Below are 15,193 nucleotides of genomic sequence, written 5' to 3'. Positions count from 1 at the left end.
TGCTCCCGCCCATGGGGCGGAGTGGCGTTAAAACAGCTTCATCCGGCTGGTTTGCTCCAGCGACAGCCCGCGAGTCTCCGGCGCCATCATCACCGAGATCAGCAGACCGAACAGCGAAATGCCGGCGCCGACCAGCATGGTGGCGGAGATCCCGTGCTGCTGCATGAATAGCGGCAGGGCATAGGTTGAGACCACGGTGCCGATGCGGCTCAGCGACATGGCGGCGCCGACCGCCGAGGCGCGGATCGCCGTGGGAAACAGCTCATTAGGATAGAGCCACTGTAGGATCCCCGGGCCGCCGGAGAAGAAGGCGTACAGGGCGAAGGCGCTGACGATCAGCAGGATGCCGGGCTGATCGACCAACCCCAGCATCAGCAGCGACAGGGTCATGATGGCGAAGCTGCCGATCAGCAGCGGACGACGGCCAACGCTGTTGAGCCAGTACATGGCCGGCAGGCAGCCGAGCATGAAGAACAGGCTGATCACCACGTTGCCCAGCACCGCCTCTCGCCCCTGCTCCAGCCCCAACAGGGTGACGATCTGCGGGCCAAAGGTGTAGATGGCGAACATGGGGATCACCTGGCAGGTCCAGATGGCGGCGACGAACAGGATCGAGGAGAGATGACGGCGGCTGAAGATATCGCGGTAGCGGGTCTCCTGGGGGGCTTCGTCGTCAAAGGTCACCGGCTGGCCGAACAGCTTGATCATCAGCGCGCGGCATTCGGCGTGGCGCCCCTTGCGGATCAGCCAGCGCGGCGACTCCGGCAGCTCGACCCGGCCCAGTAAGATGATGATACAGGGGACGATCGCGCTGCCCAGCATCCAGCGCCAGCCGTTTTCCACATCGTACAGCAGATAGCCCACCAGATCGGCGGCGGTAGCGCCGATATACCACATGGCGGCGATAAACCCCATGGTGAAGGCGCGCTGTTTGGTGGAGGAAAATTCGGCGATCATCGAGGTGGCGATGGGGTAGTCGGCGCCGATAACGATGCCGATTAGAAAGCGCAGGATCACCAGCTCCAGCGGCGAGGTGACAAACATGGTGGCGGCAGAGATCACGCCGATGGCGATGATGTCGATCAGAAACATCAGGCGGCGCCCGACCCGATCCGCCACATAGCCGAACAGCGAGGTGCCGATGAACAGCCCGACCAGCGTGGCGGCGCCGACCATCCCTATCCAATTGGCGTCCAGCTGCAGCAGGGGGGTCAGCTGCTCAAGGGCGATGCCGATAATCACCAGAACGTAGCCATCGAGGAACGGGCCACCGCTCCCCCACAGCATGATCTTGCGGTGCACCGGTGTAAAACGGATGTCATCGAATCTTTTATGCTGTTCCATAATCCTGGTATCTGTAAAAGTGGCGATGCAAGCCCCGCGACAGGCGGGGCGCCGGCAGGCGGCTTATTATTGTGATACGGCGGAAACGGTGTGCCGTCTCCGCCGGAGGGTCAGCCGTAGCGGTATTCGACGCCGAAGGTGCCGCGTGGGTAGTTCCACTGCTCCAGGACGTCATCGACGCCCAGGATGCGGCAGGTGCCGCACTCCAGACAGCCGGCGTAGTCGAACTGAATCGTGCCGTCGTCCTGTAGCTTGTACAGCCCCGCCGGACAGGCCAGGGTCAAGGTATGGAACGCCGCCATGTTCGGGTGTTCGCGGATGATGATATGCGGGTGTCCCTCATCGACATGGAACTTATTGATGCCCAGTTTGACATCGACGTTAACCGGTTCGCTCATAGTGCTGTCACTCCTTTAATGCCGTCTTTGAGCAGATTCAGGTAGCCGACCTGTTTGCAGTGCTGCAGCAGGGTCTTACGCAGCGGCTGCGGCGGGCGCCCGTCGACGGTGAACAGCGCAGACATGATGTCGGCGGCCAGCTGTGGGTATTGGGTGAACATGCGCGGGTTATCCATCATCTGCGGTACCTTGCGGTAGTGGCGCAGCTCTTTCATCACCGGCAGGCTCTCCAGCAGACGCGGATACTCGGCCAGTCCGGCGGCGCTGAAGTCGTTCTTTTCTCGGGCGGCCAGTACGGCGCGCGCCGCGGCTTCACCGGAGGCGATGGCCAGATCCATTCCGCGAATGGTAAAGCCCAGGTTAAGGCACATGCCTGCCGCATCGCCGGCCAGCAGGACGCCGTCGGCCACCAGCTTCGGCTGCATGTTGATGCCGGCTTCCGGCACCACGTGGGCGGCGTACTCGACGGTTTTGCCGCCTTCGATCAGCGGGCGCACCGTCGGGTGCTGTTTAAAGTCTTCCAGCATCTGGGGGATGGATTTCCCCGCCTGCTCAATGTGGTGCAGACCGCAGACGATCCCCAGCGACAGAGAGTCGCCGTTGGTGTAGAGGAAACCGCCGCCCATCAGGCCGTCGGAGGGGGTGCCGGCGAACAGCCAGGCGGTGCCGTCGTTCCCCTGCAGGGCAAAACGCGCCTCCAGCAGCTCGCGCGGCAGTTCGATCAGCTCTTTGACCCCCACGGCGACGTTTTTGGCCTCGACCCGCGGCTGTACCATGCCGATCTGCTCGGCCAGCAGGGCGTTGACCCCTTCCGCCAGGATCACGACGTTGGCCTCCAGCTCGTCGCCGTCGGCCTCTACGCCGACGACCCGGCCATCGCGTTGGATCAGACGATCGACGCGGATGCCGGGGATAAACTGGGCGCCGGCCGCTTCGGCCTGCTCCATCAGCCAGGTATCAAATTTACCGCGCAGCACCGAATAGGAGGCCGCCTCGGCCGCCCCGTTGCGGGCGTTGTGGTAGTCCAGGGTGACGGCGCTGTCGGCGGTGAGGAAGGAGATCTTCTCGTGGGTAATGCGGCGCTCAACCGGCGCCTGCTCGGCGAATCCGGGAATGATACGCTCCAGAGTGTGGGCATACAGTCGGCCGCCGGTGACGTTTTTGGCGCCGGCGTAGTTGCCGCGCTCAATCACCAGCACGTTGGCTCCGGCGCGCGCCAGAACCAGCGCGGCTACGCAACCGGCCAGACCGGCGCCGACGATAATCGCGTCAAATGCATCTTCAGACATGGTGTCTCCAGTGGCAGATAATGCGGCCGGCGCCGGGGTGACGGCGCCGGCCATACGGCTAGCGTTTCAGGGCTTCGGTCAGGGCGGGGACGATTTTCACCAGATCGCCGACGATACCGTAGTCGGCATACTGGAAGATCGGGGCATTCTTATCTTTGTTGATCGCCATGATGGTCTGTGCGCCGTTGGCGCCGACCATGTGCTGGATCTGCCCGGAGATCCCCAGGGCCAGATACAGATCCGGCTTGATCATGATGCCGGAGATACCGACGTAGCGTTCGCGCTCCATCCACTTCTCGTTTTCTGCCACCGGGCGTGAGCAGCCCAGCTCGGCGCCGATGGCGTCGCTGAAGGCCTGCGCCAGCGCGATGTTCTGCTGGCTGCCGATGCCGCGCCCGACGCTGACGACCCAGCGCGCCTTGCCCAGATCGACGTTTTCGCCCTGCTTGGCGCGACGGGAGAGACAGGTGATAGGCTGCGCCGGTGCCACAAAGGCCAGCGCGGCGGCGCTGCCGCTGCGGGCGGCGTCTTCGGCGGCGGCGGCAAAGGCGCCGCTGGCCAGGGTGATGACCGCGTAGGGGGTATCGATGCGCTCTTTACCCAGCGCCAGACCGCCGTACACCATGTGGGTGGCGATGGGCTGACCCGCTTCCAGGGTCACTTCGCTGGCGTCGTTGACCACGCCGCCCTGCAGTCGGGCACCGAGGCGGGCGGCCAGCGCTTTGCCGCGGCGACTGGCCGGCATCAGCACCAGCGCTCGTTCGCCGTGGGCGCGGATGGCCTGCACCAGGGTATCCGCGTAGTCTTCGACGATGCGGTCGCTCGGCAGGGCGCCGAGATCGTGAACGGCGTCGGCGCCGAGACGGAAGGCCAGCGCCGCCTGGGCATCGCCCTGAACCACGGCCTGTACGTTGTCACCCAGCGCGCGTGCGCCGCCCATCAGCTCTGCCAGACGCGATTCGCTGTCGCTGAATACCCATACGGTTGCATATTTGCTCATGTTGTTCCCCATTAACGCACGATTTTGCGCAGATGTTCTGCAAACTCGGCGATTTGTTCTTCGCCGTCCCCTTCGATGATCACCCGCGCACGTGCCTTCTGCTGCGGCGCCTGAACGCTGAGCAGGGTGGTGTAGGCGTGGGCGTCACCGGCGTCCAGATCGTCACAAGACCAGGTCTGCGCCGGTTTTTTGGCGGCGCCGAGGATGGCCTTCATGGACGGGATCTGCGGGGCATTGATGTCGGTGGAGACGGCAATGACCGCCGGCAGGGACAGGGTGAGGGTTTCGACTTCATCTTCCAGGGTGCGTTCGATCTCGATCTGGCCATCGGAGAGGCTAAGAATACGGCTGACGCCGTTGATCGCCGGGACGGAGAGCGCATCGCCCAGCAGCAGACCAACCTGCTGTGCATACAGATCCGCCGAGCCATCGCCGCACAGGATCAGGTCAAAGCCATTTTTGCGCGCGGCGGCGGCCAGCAGAGAGGCCGTCTGGTGCGGCAGGCTGTTTTCCAGCCCCGCCGCCGAGACGGCGATCAGCTCATCCGGGCCGCGAGACAGCACATCCTTGCGCGCCTTGGCGTTGGTCAGGGCGTCGCCGCCCACGCTCATGGCGACGATATGAATATCGCTGTTCTGCTGTTTTAAGGCATTCGCCGCTTCGATCGCATTCAGATCGAACTGGCTGATTTTGGCATCCGCCTTACTGAGGTTCAGGGAGCCATCACTGTTGACCGTGATATCCTGCTCCTCGGGGATGAGTTTATAACATGCGATAATTTTCATCACTTCTCCGATAGGCAATATAAAATTTAGGTGTAGCGAAACTGTCCTGAATCAGGCTATACACAAGGAAGAAAAATTAAATTGTGTTTTTGGTAATACGCTTGTTAAAATTGATTCACCTGGTCTATAAATAAATTAACCGCCAATCAAACCGCGTAATTTAATATTTCCTCATCTCGCATCCTTGCGCTGAAATCATTCTGACGCCAATAGAAATACCATGATTCACAATGCCAAAATAATACATAGATCACCAATATTGAAGGTGTTACATCGCTTTTGCATAGCGAGATATATCGCCTTTTTGTTTGTATCTTATTGTTTTTGAATTTATTTTTTTGATTGGTTGTCGCGATGAATGCGACGACGGCAGCGGCGGCGGCGCGAGACCTGAGAAATTGTTTGATTAAGATCACGGATTATTGAACGGTCAAATTTCATTATAATCACACATTAATCATGCGTCCTTGCTTATCCCACGGGATAAGGCATGTGGATAAATGTCATTATTGTAGTTTTGTTATTAATTGCTTTTTTTATTTCAAATGATATAGAGACTCATGTCGCGCCAACGTGTTTTTTATATACGCTAACGTGGCTTATTCAGAACCTTTACACTTAACGTGATCATGGCGAGGTATGCCTTTCCATGAGGGAAGATACGTAAATGAAGACTGAAAATAGCAGCAGGAAAACAGGGATAGAGCCCAAAGTCTTTTTCCCGTCATTGATTATTGTTGCGTTACTTTGCTACCTGACCATTCGCGATTTGGATGCTTCCAACGCGGTGATCAACTCGGTATTTAACTACATCACCTACTCATGGGGCTGGGCCTTCGAGTGGTACATGGTGGTGATGCTGGGCGGGTGGTTTTGGCTGATCTTTGGCCCCTTTGCACAACGCCGTCTGGGGGATGAGGCGCCGGAGTTCAGCACCGTCAGCTGGATCTTCATGATGTTCGCCTCCTGTACCTCTGCGGCGGTCCTGTTCTGGGGCTCCATCGAAATTTATTACTATGTCGCCACGCCGCCGTTTGGCCTGACGCCGTTCTCCAACGCCGCCAAAGAGATGGGGCTGGCCTATAGCCTGTTCCACTGGGGACCGCTGCCGTGGGCGACCTACAGCTTCTTGGCCGTGGCCTTTGGTTACTTCCTGTTCGTGCGCAAAATCAGCGTAGTCCGCCCCAGCGGCACCCTGGTCGCGCTGATGGGCGAGAAGCGCTGCAACGGCCTGTTCGGCGTGGTGGTCGATAACCTGTACCTGGTTGCGCTGATCCTGGCGATGGGGACCAGCCTGGGGCTGGCGACGCCGCTGGTGACCGAATGTATCCAGTACCTGTTCGGCGTGCCGCATACGCTGGAGCTGGATGCGCTGATCATCTGCTGCTGGATCGTCTTTAACGCCGTATGCGTCGCCTTTGGCCTGCAGAAAGGGGTCAAGATGGCCAGTGACGTGCGTAACTACCTGAGCATCATCGTTCTGGCCTGGGTACTGATCATCGGCGCCACCAGCTTCACCGTGAACTACTTCACCGACTCCGTCGGGGTGCTGCTGATGAACGTCGGCCGCATGCTGTTCTACACCGACGCCGTCGGCAAGAGCGGCTTCCCGCAGGCCTGGACCGTGTTCTACTGGGCATGGTGGATCGTGTACGGCATCCAGATGTGTATCTTCCTGGCCCGTATCTCTAAAGGCCGTACCGTGCGCCAGCTGTGCCTGGGGATGGTTGGCGGTCTGACGGCGTCGACCTGGCTGCTGTGGACCATTCTGGGCAGCAACACCCTCTCTCTGATGACTAACAGCGTGGTCGATCTGCCGAAGACCATCGAGACCCACGGCGTTGCCCGCGCCATCATCGAAACCTGGGCCGCGCTACCGATGAGTACGGCGACCATGTGGGCGTTCTTCATCCTGTGCTTCATCGCCACCGTGACCCTGATAAACGCCTGCTCCTACACCCTGGCGATGTCGACCTGTAAAGAGGCCAGCGGCTATCAGGAGCCGCCGATCTGGGTTCGCGTCGGCTGGTCCGTACTGGTGGGGATCATCGGCATCATCCTGTTGGCCCTGGGCGGACTGAAGCCGATTCAGACGGCGATCATCGCCGGCGGCTGCCCACTGTTCTTTGTCAACATATTGATAACTATATCGTTCTTGAAAGATGCCAAGTCCACGTACTGGAAATATTAAACCGTTAATTTGCCAAACAAGAGGTCTGACACATGGATTTTACACTGACTGACGAGCAGGAGCTGTTCGTTGCCGGGATTCGCGATCTGATGGCGCAGGAAAACTGGGAAGCCTACTTTGCCGAGTGCGATCGCAACAGCGAATACCCTGAACGTTTTGTTAAGGCACTGGCGGATATGGGCATCGACTCGCTGCTGCTGCCGGAGGATCAGGGTGGGCTGGACGCCGGGTTCGTCACCCTGGCCGCGGTCTGGATGGAACTGGGCCGCCTGGGGGCGCCGACCTATGTGCTGTACCAGCTGCCGGGCGGGTTTAACACCGTCCTGCGCGAGGGGACCGCGGAGCAGATCGACCGCATCATGGCCTTCCGCGGCACCGGCAAGCAAATGTGGAACTCTGCGATCACCGAGCCGGGCGCCGGCTCCGACGTGGGCAGCCTGCAGACCACCTATACGCGCAAAAACGGCAAGGTCTACCTCAACGGCAGCAAGTGCTTCATCACCAGCAGCGCCTACACCCCGTATCTGGTGGTGATGGCGCGCGACGGCGCCTCGCCGGAGAAAGCGGTCTACTCCGAGTGGTTTGTCGATATGAGCCTGCCGGGTATCAAGGTCAACAAGCTGGAGAAGCTGGGCCTGCGTATGGACAGCTGCTGTGAGGTGGTGTTCGACAACGTCGAGCTGGAGGAGAAGGATCTGTTCGGTCGCGAAGGCAACGGCTTCAACCGGGTGAAAGAAGAGTTCGATCATGAACGCTTCCTGGTGGCGCTGACTAACTATGGCACCGCGCTGTGCGCCTTTGAGGACGCCGCGCGCTACGCCAACCAGCGCGTGCAGTTCGGTGAAACCATCGGCCGCTTCCAGCTGATCCAGGAGAAGTTCGCCCACATGGCGATCAAGCTGAACTCCATGAAGAACATGCTGCTGGAGTCTGCCTGGAAGAGCGACAACGGTCTGATGACCTCCGGCGATGCGGCGATGTGTAAATACTTCTGCGCCAACGCCGCCTTCGAGGTCGTGGACACCGCCATGCAGGTGCTGGGTGGGGTCGGGATCGCCGGCGATCACCGCATCACCCGCTTCTGGCGCGACCTGCGCGTGGACCGCGTTTCCGGCGGCTCCGACGAGATGCAGATCCTGACCCTGGGCCGCGCGGTGCTGAAGCAGTACCGCTAAGGGCCGCAGACGGCCGCCGCGGCGACCGTCTGTCTGCCATGACACCCGGGGTCAGCCTGTGCGCCCGGCCCCGGGTCCGCTGATTTTGTTAAGAAGGATCACGTTATGTCTGACCGTCTGTCCATGCCCAAGTTTGGCCCGCTCTCCGGCCTGCGCGTCGTGTTTTCCGGCATCGAGATCGCCGGTCCCTTTGCCGGGCAAATGTTTGCTGAATGGGGCGCCGAAGTTATCTGGATCGAAAACGTCGCCTACGGGGATACGATTCGGGTACAGCCCAACTACCCCCAGCTGTCGCGCCGCAACCTGCACGCGCTGTCGCTGAATATTTTTAAGGATGAGGGACGCGACGCCTTCCTACGCCTGATGGAAACCACCGATATTTTCATCGAGGCCAGCAAGGGCCCGGCCTTCGCCCGCCGCGGCATCACCGACGAGGTGCTGTGGGAGCGCAATAAAAAACTGGTGATCGCTCACCTGTCCGGCTTTGGCCAGTACGGCACGCCGGAGTACACCAACCTGGCCGCCTATAACACCATCGCCCAGGCGTTCAGCGGCTATCTGATCCAGAACGGCGATAAAGATCAGCCGATGCCGGCCTTCCCGTATACCGCCGACTACTTCTCCGGTATGACGGTGACCACCGCCGCCCTGGCCGCCCTGCACAAGGCACAGCAGACCGGCGTGGGCGAGAGCATCGACGTCGCCATGTATGAAGTCATGCTGCGCATGGGGCAGTACTTCATGATGGACTACTTCAACGGCGGCGAAATGTGCCCGCGCATGACCAAAGGCAAGGATCCCTACTACGCCGGCTGCGGTCTGTACCGGTGCAGCGACGGCTATATCGTGATGGAGCTGGTGGGGATCACCCAGATCCGCGAGATGTTCAACGATATCGGCCTGGCGCATCTGCTGGATACGCCGGAGGTGCCGGAGGGCACCCAGCTTATCCACCGCATCGAATGCCCGCACGGCGAGCTGGTAGAGGAGAAGCTGGACGCCTGGCTGGCGCAGCACACCATCGCCGAGGTGCAGGCCCGCTTTGCCGAGCTGAAGATCGCCTGCGCCAAGGTGCTGAACGTGGATGAGCTGGAAAGCAACCCGCAGTACGTGGCGCGCGAATCGATCACCACCTGGAAGGCCGTTGACGGGCACACCTGCAAAGGCCCCAACGTGATGCCGAAGTTTAAACATCACCCGGGGCAGATTTGGCGCGGCATGCCGGAGCACGGCATGGATACCGCTGCCATCCTGAACAGCATCGGCTATGACCAGACGGCGATCGACGCCCTGGTGGCGAAAGGGCTGGCCAAGACCGGTCAGTAAGGCCGTACCGCCGTTGTCCGCGTCGACGGACAACGGCATGGCACCATTACACGGCGGTAGAGCATGGACATGATAGGGGAACGCCATCTGCGCCAGGCGTGGGACGATCTGGCGGCGATGCACGGTGAGAAAACGGCGCTGATCGTCGAAAATCTGCGGGGCGAGGCCAGCAGCTATAGCTACGCCCGGCTGAACGAGGAGATCAACCGCACGGCCAACCTGTTTCTGACCCTGGGGATCGAAAAGGGCGATCGGGTGGCGCTGCACCTGAACAACTGCGCCGAGTTCATCTTCTGCTGGTTTGGCCTGGCCAAGATCGGTGCCGTCGTGGTGCCGGTCAACGCCAACCTGCTGCATGACGAATGCGCGTTTATCATTCGTCAGTGCGCGGCCCGACTGGTGGTGACCACGGCCGCCGCGGCGCTCGCCTATGCGTCGCTGCGCCGCGAGGCGGACGCGCCGCTGCAGGGGATTCTGCTGATCGATGTCGGGGCGTCCCCCGCGGCCGACGTCGACGGTATAAAGGATTTTCAGCGCCTGAAGGCGCAGCAGCCGGCGCAGCTGTTACATGCGCCGGCGCTCAGCGCGCTGGATACCGCCGAGATCCTGTTTACCTCCGGCACCACCTCGGCGCCGAAGGGGGTGGTGATCACCCACTACAACCTGCTGTTCGCCGGCTACTACACCGCTTGGCAGTGTGCGCTGCGCGCCGATGATGTCTACCTGACGCCGATGCCCGCCTACCACATTGACTGTCAGTGCACCGTCGCCATGGCCGCCTTTAGCGTCGGGGCGACGCTGGTGCTGCTGGAAAAGTACAGCGCCCGCGCCTTCTGGGGGCAGGTTTGCAGGTACCGCGCCACGCTGACGGAGTGTATCCCGCTGATGATCAAAACCCTGATGATGCAGCCGGTGATGCCGTGGGAGCGCAGCCACTGCCTGCGCGAGGTGCTGTTTTATCTCAACCTCTCGACGGAGGAGAAAGAGGCCTTTCTGCAGCGCTTCGGCGTCCGTCTGCTGACCTCCTACGGCATGACGGAGACCATCGTCGGCCTGATTGGCGACCGGCCGGGCGACAAGCGGCGCTGGCCCTCTATTGGCCGAGTGGGCATCGGCTATGAGGCGGAGATCCGCAGCGTCGACGGCCATCCGCTGAGCGTCGGCGAGACCGGCGAGCTGTGGGTGCGCGGGATCCCCGGCAAAACGCTGTTTAAGGAGTATTACGGTCTGCCGCAGGAGACGGCGCGCGTGCTGACGCCCGACGGCTGGCTGCGCACCGGCGACTACGCCTACTGCGATGACGAGGGCTACTTCTACTTTGTCGAACGCAGCTGCAACATGATCAAACGCTGCGGAGAGAATATCTCCTGCGTGGAGATTGAAAATATTCTGGCGACCCACCCCAAAATTATGGATGTGGCGGTGGTTGGCCTGAAAGACTCTATCCGCGATGAAGCGATCAAGGCGGTCGTGGTGCTGAACCCCGGGGAACAGCTGAGCGAAGAGGCGTTCTTCGCCTTTTGCAGCGCTCGGATGGCCAAGTTTAAAGTGCCCTCTTTTTTGGAGATCCGCGACAGTCTGCCGCGCAGCTGTTCGGGGAAAGTGATCAAAAAAAGTTTATGTTAAGCCGCACCGGGGGCCGGCGTACGCCGCCAGCCCTGTGGCTATGCGCCGGTGCGATCACCCTGTTGAATCGGAATGGAGTATGAGGATGAGCGAGTCATTACAGATAGCGCGCAACGGTGGAATTCTGGAAATTACGCTGAATCGCCCTAAGGCCAATGCCATCGATGCCAAGACCAGTTTGGCCATGGGGGAGGCGTTTATCGCTTTCCGCGACGATCCGACGCTGCGGGTCGCCATCATTACCGGCGCCGGCGAACGCTTTTTCTCCGCCGGCTGGGATCTGAAGGCGGCGGCAGAGGGCGAAGCGCCGGACGCCGATTTTGGCCCGGGCGGTTTTGCCGGTTTGACGGAGCTGTTCAACCTGGATAAGCCGGTGATTGCCGCGGTCAACGGCTACGCCTTTGGCGGCGGCTTTGAGCTGGCGCTGGCGGCAGACATGATCGTCTGCGCCGACAATGCCTGTTTCGCCCTGCCGGAGGCCAAGCTGGGCATCGTACCGGACAGCGGCGGCATGCTGCGTCTGCCCAAGTGCATCCCGCCGGCGATCGCCAACGAGATGATGATGAGCGGGCGTCGCATGGAGGCCGAGGAGGCGCTGCGCTGGGGGATCGTCAATCAGGTGGTGCCGGGCGATCGGCTGATGGAGACGGCGCGGGCGCTGGCCCAGCAGGTGGCGGAAAGTGCGCCGCTGGCGCTGGCGGCGCTGAAGGAGATCGTCCGCGCTACCGCCACGCTGTCCGTCGAGGAGGGCTATCGCCTGATCCGCAGCGGCGCCCTGAAGCACTACCCGGCCGTGCTGCACTCGGAAGATGCGCTGGAGGGGCCGCAGGCCTTTGCCGAAAAACGTGAGCCGGTCTGGAAGGGGCGCTAAGCCCCGCGCGCCGGCGCGCGACGCAACGGCGTGATCGAGACCGTGGACGGAGGGTTTCCCCCCTCCGTCTTTTTTTGTTGTTAATCCCCTGCGCCGCAGGCGCGCCGGCGATGCGCGGACGTCGAGGGCGCCGAGGGCGCCGGTGGGGAATGGCGTATCGCGGTTCACGCCTTTCTATGACGAAATAGCGCGGGATTTTATTGTTCCCCTATTTATTGAATTAAAATATTCTCTGCTGAAATAGCCCAAGCCAAAAAATAACCTTTATCGGTTTTTCTAATTTCGCCGGCAATGCTCCCAAGGAACATTATATTCCATAATATGTTTCCTCCTTTAATCCTGCCTTATTGAACAGAAAAAGAGCGCTGGGGCGGCGGGATGCCCGATGACGCCGCGTTGCGCCATATAAGCGCGGCTGATGGGTCTTCGCGCGCGGGCTGTACAGGGCGGATGCGGCCGGCGGCGGCGCCGTGTTATGGCAATGTTTGCTATTTGTATCGTCTGGGCGCTTTTTTCGGCGATTCGGCTCGCATCTCGGTGGAGACCTTTACATCTTTATTTTTGGTAATGTGACTAAGTCCAAAATTTGCGCTTTTACTTGGCACAAGCACACATAATTATAAGAAATTAAAACTACGTGAGCATTATATTCGCCAGTATGGAACTGCGGCCTGACGGCATGGCCAAGGATGACAATTGCACGATGAGGGGCTATGGATATGATCGGCAATGCCACGCTGAGGGACGTGTGGCAGGCGCGGGCGCGCCATCAGGGTGCGCAGTGCGCGCTGGTGTATGAGGATCTGGCCGGTGATACGCGGGAGTATAGCTACCGCCAGATGCACGATGAAATCATTAAAGCGGCTAACCTGTTTCTTTCGCTGGAGGTACGCAAGGGCGATCGGGTCGCGCTGCAGATGCGTAACTGCCCTGAGTTTCTGTTCTGCTGGTTTGGTCTGGCCTGCATTGGCGCCATCGCCGTCCCGGTCAATACCGGCTATACCGAACAGGAGTGCGACTATCTGCTCGGCCGCTGCGGCGTCAGCCTGCTGGTCTGTCAGGCGGCGTTTTTACCGCTGTACCGGCGCCTGTCCCACCCCCTGCGCCATCGGGTTATCCTGCGCGAGGGCGAGGGCGAGGGCGAGGACGAGGCGACGGGAACGATCGATTTTCAGCGCGCCTGCGCCGTCCAGCCGTGCCAGCTGCGGGAGCAGGTGCCGCTCAGCGCGGACGACGTGGCGGAGATCCTGTTTACCTCTGGTACCACCGCCTGTCCCAAGGGGGTCGAGCTGACCCACGCCAACCTGCTGTTCGGCGGCCACTATACCGCCTGGCAGGGGCAGATGACGGCCAGCGATCGTTACCTGAGCTGCATGCCCAACTTTCATATCGACTTTCAGTGCAGCGCGGCGATGCCGATGCTGATGACCGGCGGTACGCTTATCCTGCTGGAGAAGTACAGCGCGCGCCGTTTCTGGCGCCAGGTTTGCCTGCACCGCGCCACCCTTAGCCACGCCATGCCGCTGATCGTGCGCACCCTGATGCTGCAGCCGCCGCGCGCCTGGGAGCGCAACCACTGTCTGCGCGATCTGTTTTTCTACCTCAATATTACCGACGCCGAGAAGCAGACCTTTGAGCGGCGCTTTGGCGTGCGTCTGTTTAACTCCTACGGCATGACGGAGACGGTGGTGGGGGCGATCGGCGATACGCCGGGGCAGGCGCGGCGCTACCCCTCGATTGGGCGTCCCGGCATGGGATACCAGGCGCGGATCGTCGACGCGCAGGGCAATCCGCTGCCGCCGGGGCAGGTAGGGGAGATCTGTATCCGCGGCGTCGCCGGGCGAACCCTGTTTAAAGGCTATTATGACGATCCGGCGGCAACCGCCCGCCTGCTGCGCGGAGATGGCTGGCTGCACAGCGGCGATACCGGCTATTGCGACGAGGAGGGGTGGTTCTACTTTGTCGATCGGGCGGTCAATCTGATCAAGCGGTCGGGGGAGAATGTGGCCTCCAGCGAGGTGGAGGGGGTACTGGAGACCCACCCGGCGGTGTCAGAGGCGGCGGTTATCGGCGTGGCCGATCCGCTGCGCGATCAGGCGGTGAAGGCGATAGTGCAGCTGACGCCGGGCGCCGAGGTGCGCCCCGAGACGCTGATCGCCCACTGCGCGGCGCATCTGGCCGCCTTTAAGGTTCCCACGCTGCTGGAGTTTGTGGCGGAGTTTCCGCGCACCTGCTCCGGCAAGGTGGATAAGAAGCGGCTGCGGCTGTGCTGCGGCTGAGGACGACGGTGCAGGAGGAGGATCTATGCCACAGGGAATGCAGAGCGCCCGCCGTCAGGCGGACGATGATGACGAGGAGCGCGTTGCGGACGGTGCGGTACAGGGGCTGCTGGACATGCGCTATGCCACCTGTCCGGCGTGTCAGCGGCGGATCCGCGTCCGGCTACACAGCGTGCTGAGCCGCTGTCATACCTGGTGCCCGTTTTGCCGTAAAAACGTACCGCTGTGCAACGGAGGCTGAGCCTCCTACAGATGGTTATAGGCGGTTTCGACCTTGAGCATGTAGCGCGGCGCCTGCGGTGCCGGGTGATGACGGCGGACGTGCCAGTGAAAGGCCGCCGGCGTCAGGCTGTTGATCATGGCGATGGCGGTCTGGCGGTTGGCGGAGAAGGTGCGCAGCAGGGCTCCGGCGCCGTTGGCGTAGGCCACCTCGGTGGCGTAGCGGCGGGTCAGGGGATCGTTGATCCAGTAGAGCTGCTGGTTTTGCAGCGCGCTGAGGTAGGCGGCGCCCAGCCGGATATTGGTGACCGGATCGTACAGGTCGTCGCTGTCCGGACAGCCGCGCTTGCCCTGATAGCGATAGGCGTCGCAGCCGGCGCCGTCCGCCTTGATCTGCATAAGGCCGATGGCGTTGGAGGGGCTGACGGCGCGGGGATTGTAGCTGGATTCGACCTGGATTATCGCCTTGATAAGCTTGGGATCCAGATTGTACTGGGTCGCCGCCGTCTGGATGATGCCGTCGTAGGCCTGGGGATTATAGCTGGCCGCCGGGCGGTGGTGACGGCTGGAGCAGCCGGCCATCAGCAGCAATAGCAGGCTGCCGCAAAGAAGATAAATGCGCTGTGAGGTCTGAGTCATGAGGCTGTGTTCCGCAAGTGTACGCGTCACGCGGGGTCGACGCCCGCCGCG

General features: G+C 61.3%; 13 protein-coding genes. 7 read left to right on the top strand and 6 right to left on the bottom strand.

Features of this window, described 5'->3' with window-relative positions; translation table 11 throughout:
• Positions 1 to 27: 27 nt before the first annotated feature.
• The 5 genes from BRD58_RS13935 to BRD58_RS13915 form a co-directional block, all read right to left on the bottom strand.
• On the bottom strand, positions 28 to 1,344 hold the full coding sequence (locus tag BRD58_RS13935) for an MFS transporter (RefSeq protein WP_012849497.1): 1,317 nt from the start codon (positions 1,342 to 1,344) through the stop codon (positions 28 to 30).
• 110 nt (positions 1,345 to 1,454) lie between these two features.
• Entirely contained in the window at positions 1,455 to 1,742 is a 288-nt protein-coding gene (locus BRD58_RS13930; RefSeq protein ID WP_015462126.1) for a 4Fe-4S dicluster domain-containing protein, read from the bottom strand.
• On the bottom strand, positions 1,739 to 3,031 hold the full coding sequence (fixC, locus tag BRD58_RS13925; protein WP_069579138.1) for an FAD-dependent oxidoreductase FixC: 1,293 nt from the start codon (positions 3,029 to 3,031) through the stop codon (positions 1,739 to 1,741). Before fixC ends, BRD58_RS13930 begins: the two co-directional genes overlap by 4 nt.
• 58 nt (positions 3,032 to 3,089) lie before the next feature.
• Positions 3,090 to 4,031: an FAD-binding protein gene (locus BRD58_RS13920; protein ID WP_015462124.1), complete on the bottom strand. Its 942-nt coding sequence runs from the start codon at positions 4,029 to 4,031 to the stop codon at positions 3,090 to 3,092.
• A gap of 11 nt (positions 4,032 to 4,042) precedes the next feature.
• Positions 4,043 to 4,816, bottom strand: a complete 774-nt coding sequence (locus BRD58_RS13915) for an electron transfer flavoprotein FixA (protein ID WP_012849493.1) — start codon at positions 4,814 to 4,816, stop codon at positions 4,043 to 4,045.
• A gap of 667 nt (positions 4,817 to 5,483) precedes the next feature.
• On the opposite strand from BRD58_RS13915, the gene caiT reads away from it, so the two are divergent.
• The 7 genes from caiT (at position 5,484) to BRD58_RS13880 (ending at position 14,525) form a co-directional block, all read left to right on the top strand.
• On the top strand, positions 5,484 to 7,007 hold the full coding sequence (caiT, locus tag BRD58_RS13910) for an L-carnitine/gamma-butyrobetaine antiporter (protein WP_012849491.1): 1,524 nt from the start codon (positions 5,484 to 5,486) through the stop codon (positions 7,005 to 7,007).
• 32 nt (positions 7,008 to 7,039) lie between these two features.
• Positions 7,040 to 8,182, top strand: a complete 1,143-nt coding sequence (caiA, locus tag BRD58_RS13905; RefSeq protein ID WP_012849490.1) for a crotonobetainyl-CoA dehydrogenase — start codon at positions 7,040 to 7,042, stop codon at positions 8,180 to 8,182.
• Positions 8,183 to 8,287: 105 nt separating this feature from the next.
• On the top strand, positions 8,288 to 9,508 hold the full coding sequence (caiB, locus tag BRD58_RS13900) for an L-carnitine CoA-transferase (protein ID WP_015462121.1): 1,221 nt from the start codon (positions 8,288 to 8,290) through the stop codon (positions 9,506 to 9,508).
• 63 nt (positions 9,509 to 9,571) lie between these two features.
• The gene (gene caiC / locus BRD58_RS13895) at positions 9,572 to 11,134 is read left to right on the top strand and encodes a crotonobetaine/carnitine-CoA ligase (protein ID WP_015462120.1); all 1,563 of its coding nucleotides are present in this window, start codon (positions 9,572 to 9,574) and stop codon (positions 11,132 to 11,134) included.
• 85 nt (positions 11,135 to 11,219) lie between these two features.
• A complete protein-coding gene (gene caiD / locus BRD58_RS13890) occupies positions 11,220 to 12,005 on the top strand; it encodes a crotonobetainyl-CoA hydratase (RefSeq protein WP_015462119.1) in 786 nt (261 codons plus the stop codon).
• 713 nt (positions 12,006 to 12,718) lie between these two features.
• Positions 12,719 to 14,284, top strand: coding sequence for a crotonobetaine/carnitine-CoA ligase (gene caiC / locus BRD58_RS13885; RefSeq protein ID WP_015462118.1), 1,566 nt, complete (start codon positions 12,719 to 12,721; stop codon positions 14,282 to 14,284).
• Between the two features lie 25 nt (positions 14,285 to 14,309).
• Positions 14,310 to 14,525 (top strand): hypothetical protein, encoded by a 216-nt coding sequence (locus BRD58_RS13880; RefSeq protein ID WP_012849484.1) that lies wholly within the window; start codon positions 14,310 to 14,312, stop codon positions 14,523 to 14,525.
• Between the two features lie 5 nt (positions 14,526 to 14,530).
• On the opposite strand, the gene BRD58_RS13875 is transcribed toward BRD58_RS13880, so the two are convergent.
• Positions 14,531 to 15,142: a transglycosylase SLT domain-containing protein gene (locus BRD58_RS13875; RefSeq protein WP_015462116.1), complete on the bottom strand. Its 612-nt coding sequence runs from the start codon at positions 15,140 to 15,142 to the stop codon at positions 14,531 to 14,533.
• Between the last annotated feature and the right edge of the window lie 51 nt (positions 15,143 to 15,193).

The sequence above is a fragment of the Edwardsiella piscicida genome (genome assembly GCF_001896205.1).
In the GTDB taxonomy this organism is placed as follows: domain Bacteria; phylum Pseudomonadota; class Gammaproteobacteria; order Enterobacterales; family Enterobacteriaceae; genus Edwardsiella; species Edwardsiella piscicida.
This window is presented reverse-complemented; position numbering and strand designations above follow the sequence as displayed.

Excerpts from the sequence above, each read along its gene's own strand:
- caiD (WP_015462119.1), top strand. The coding sequence starts at position 11,220 with ATGAGCGAGTCATTACAGATAGCGCGCAACGGTGGAATTCTGGAAATT.
- BRD58_RS13930 (WP_015462126.1), bottom strand. The coding sequence starts at position 1,742 with ATGAGCGAACCGGTTAACGTCGATGTCAAACTGGGCATCAATAAGTTC.
- caiA (WP_012849490.1), top strand. The coding sequence starts at position 7,040 with ATGGATTTTACACTGACTGACGAGCAGGAGCTGTTCGTTGCCGGGATT.
- BRD58_RS13920 (WP_015462124.1), bottom strand. The coding sequence starts at position 4,031 with ATGAGCAAATATGCAACCGTATGGGTATTCAGCGACAGCGAATCGCGT.
- BRD58_RS13880 (WP_012849484.1), top strand. The coding sequence starts at position 14,310 with ATGCCACAGGGAATGCAGAGCGCCCGCCGTCAGGCGGACGATGATGAC.
- caiT (WP_012849491.1), top strand. The coding sequence starts at position 5,484 with ATGAAGACTGAAAATAGCAGCAGGAAAACAGGGATAGAGCCCAAAGTC.
- BRD58_RS13875 (WP_015462116.1), bottom strand. The coding sequence starts at position 15,142 with ATGACTCAGACCTCACAGCGCATTTATCTTCTTTGCGGCAGCCTGCTA.
- caiC (WP_015462118.1), top strand. The coding sequence starts at position 12,719 with ATGGATATGATCGGCAATGCCACGCTGAGGGACGTGTGGCAGGCGCGG.
- BRD58_RS13915 (WP_012849493.1), bottom strand. The coding sequence starts at position 4,816 with ATGAAAATTATCGCATGTTATAAACTCATCCCCGAGGAGCAGGATATC.
- caiC (WP_015462120.1), top strand. The coding sequence starts at position 9,572 with ATGGACATGATAGGGGAACGCCATCTGCGCCAGGCGTGGGACGATCTG.
- fixC (WP_069579138.1), bottom strand. The coding sequence starts at position 3,031 with ATGTCTGAAGATGCATTTGACGCGATTATCGTCGGCGCCGGTCTGGCC.
- BRD58_RS13935 (WP_012849497.1), bottom strand. The coding sequence starts at position 1,344 with ATGGAACAGCATAAAAGATTCGATGACATCCGTTTTACACCGGTGCAC.
- caiB (WP_015462121.1), top strand. The coding sequence starts at position 8,288 with ATGTCTGACCGTCTGTCCATGCCCAAGTTTGGCCCGCTCTCCGGCCTG.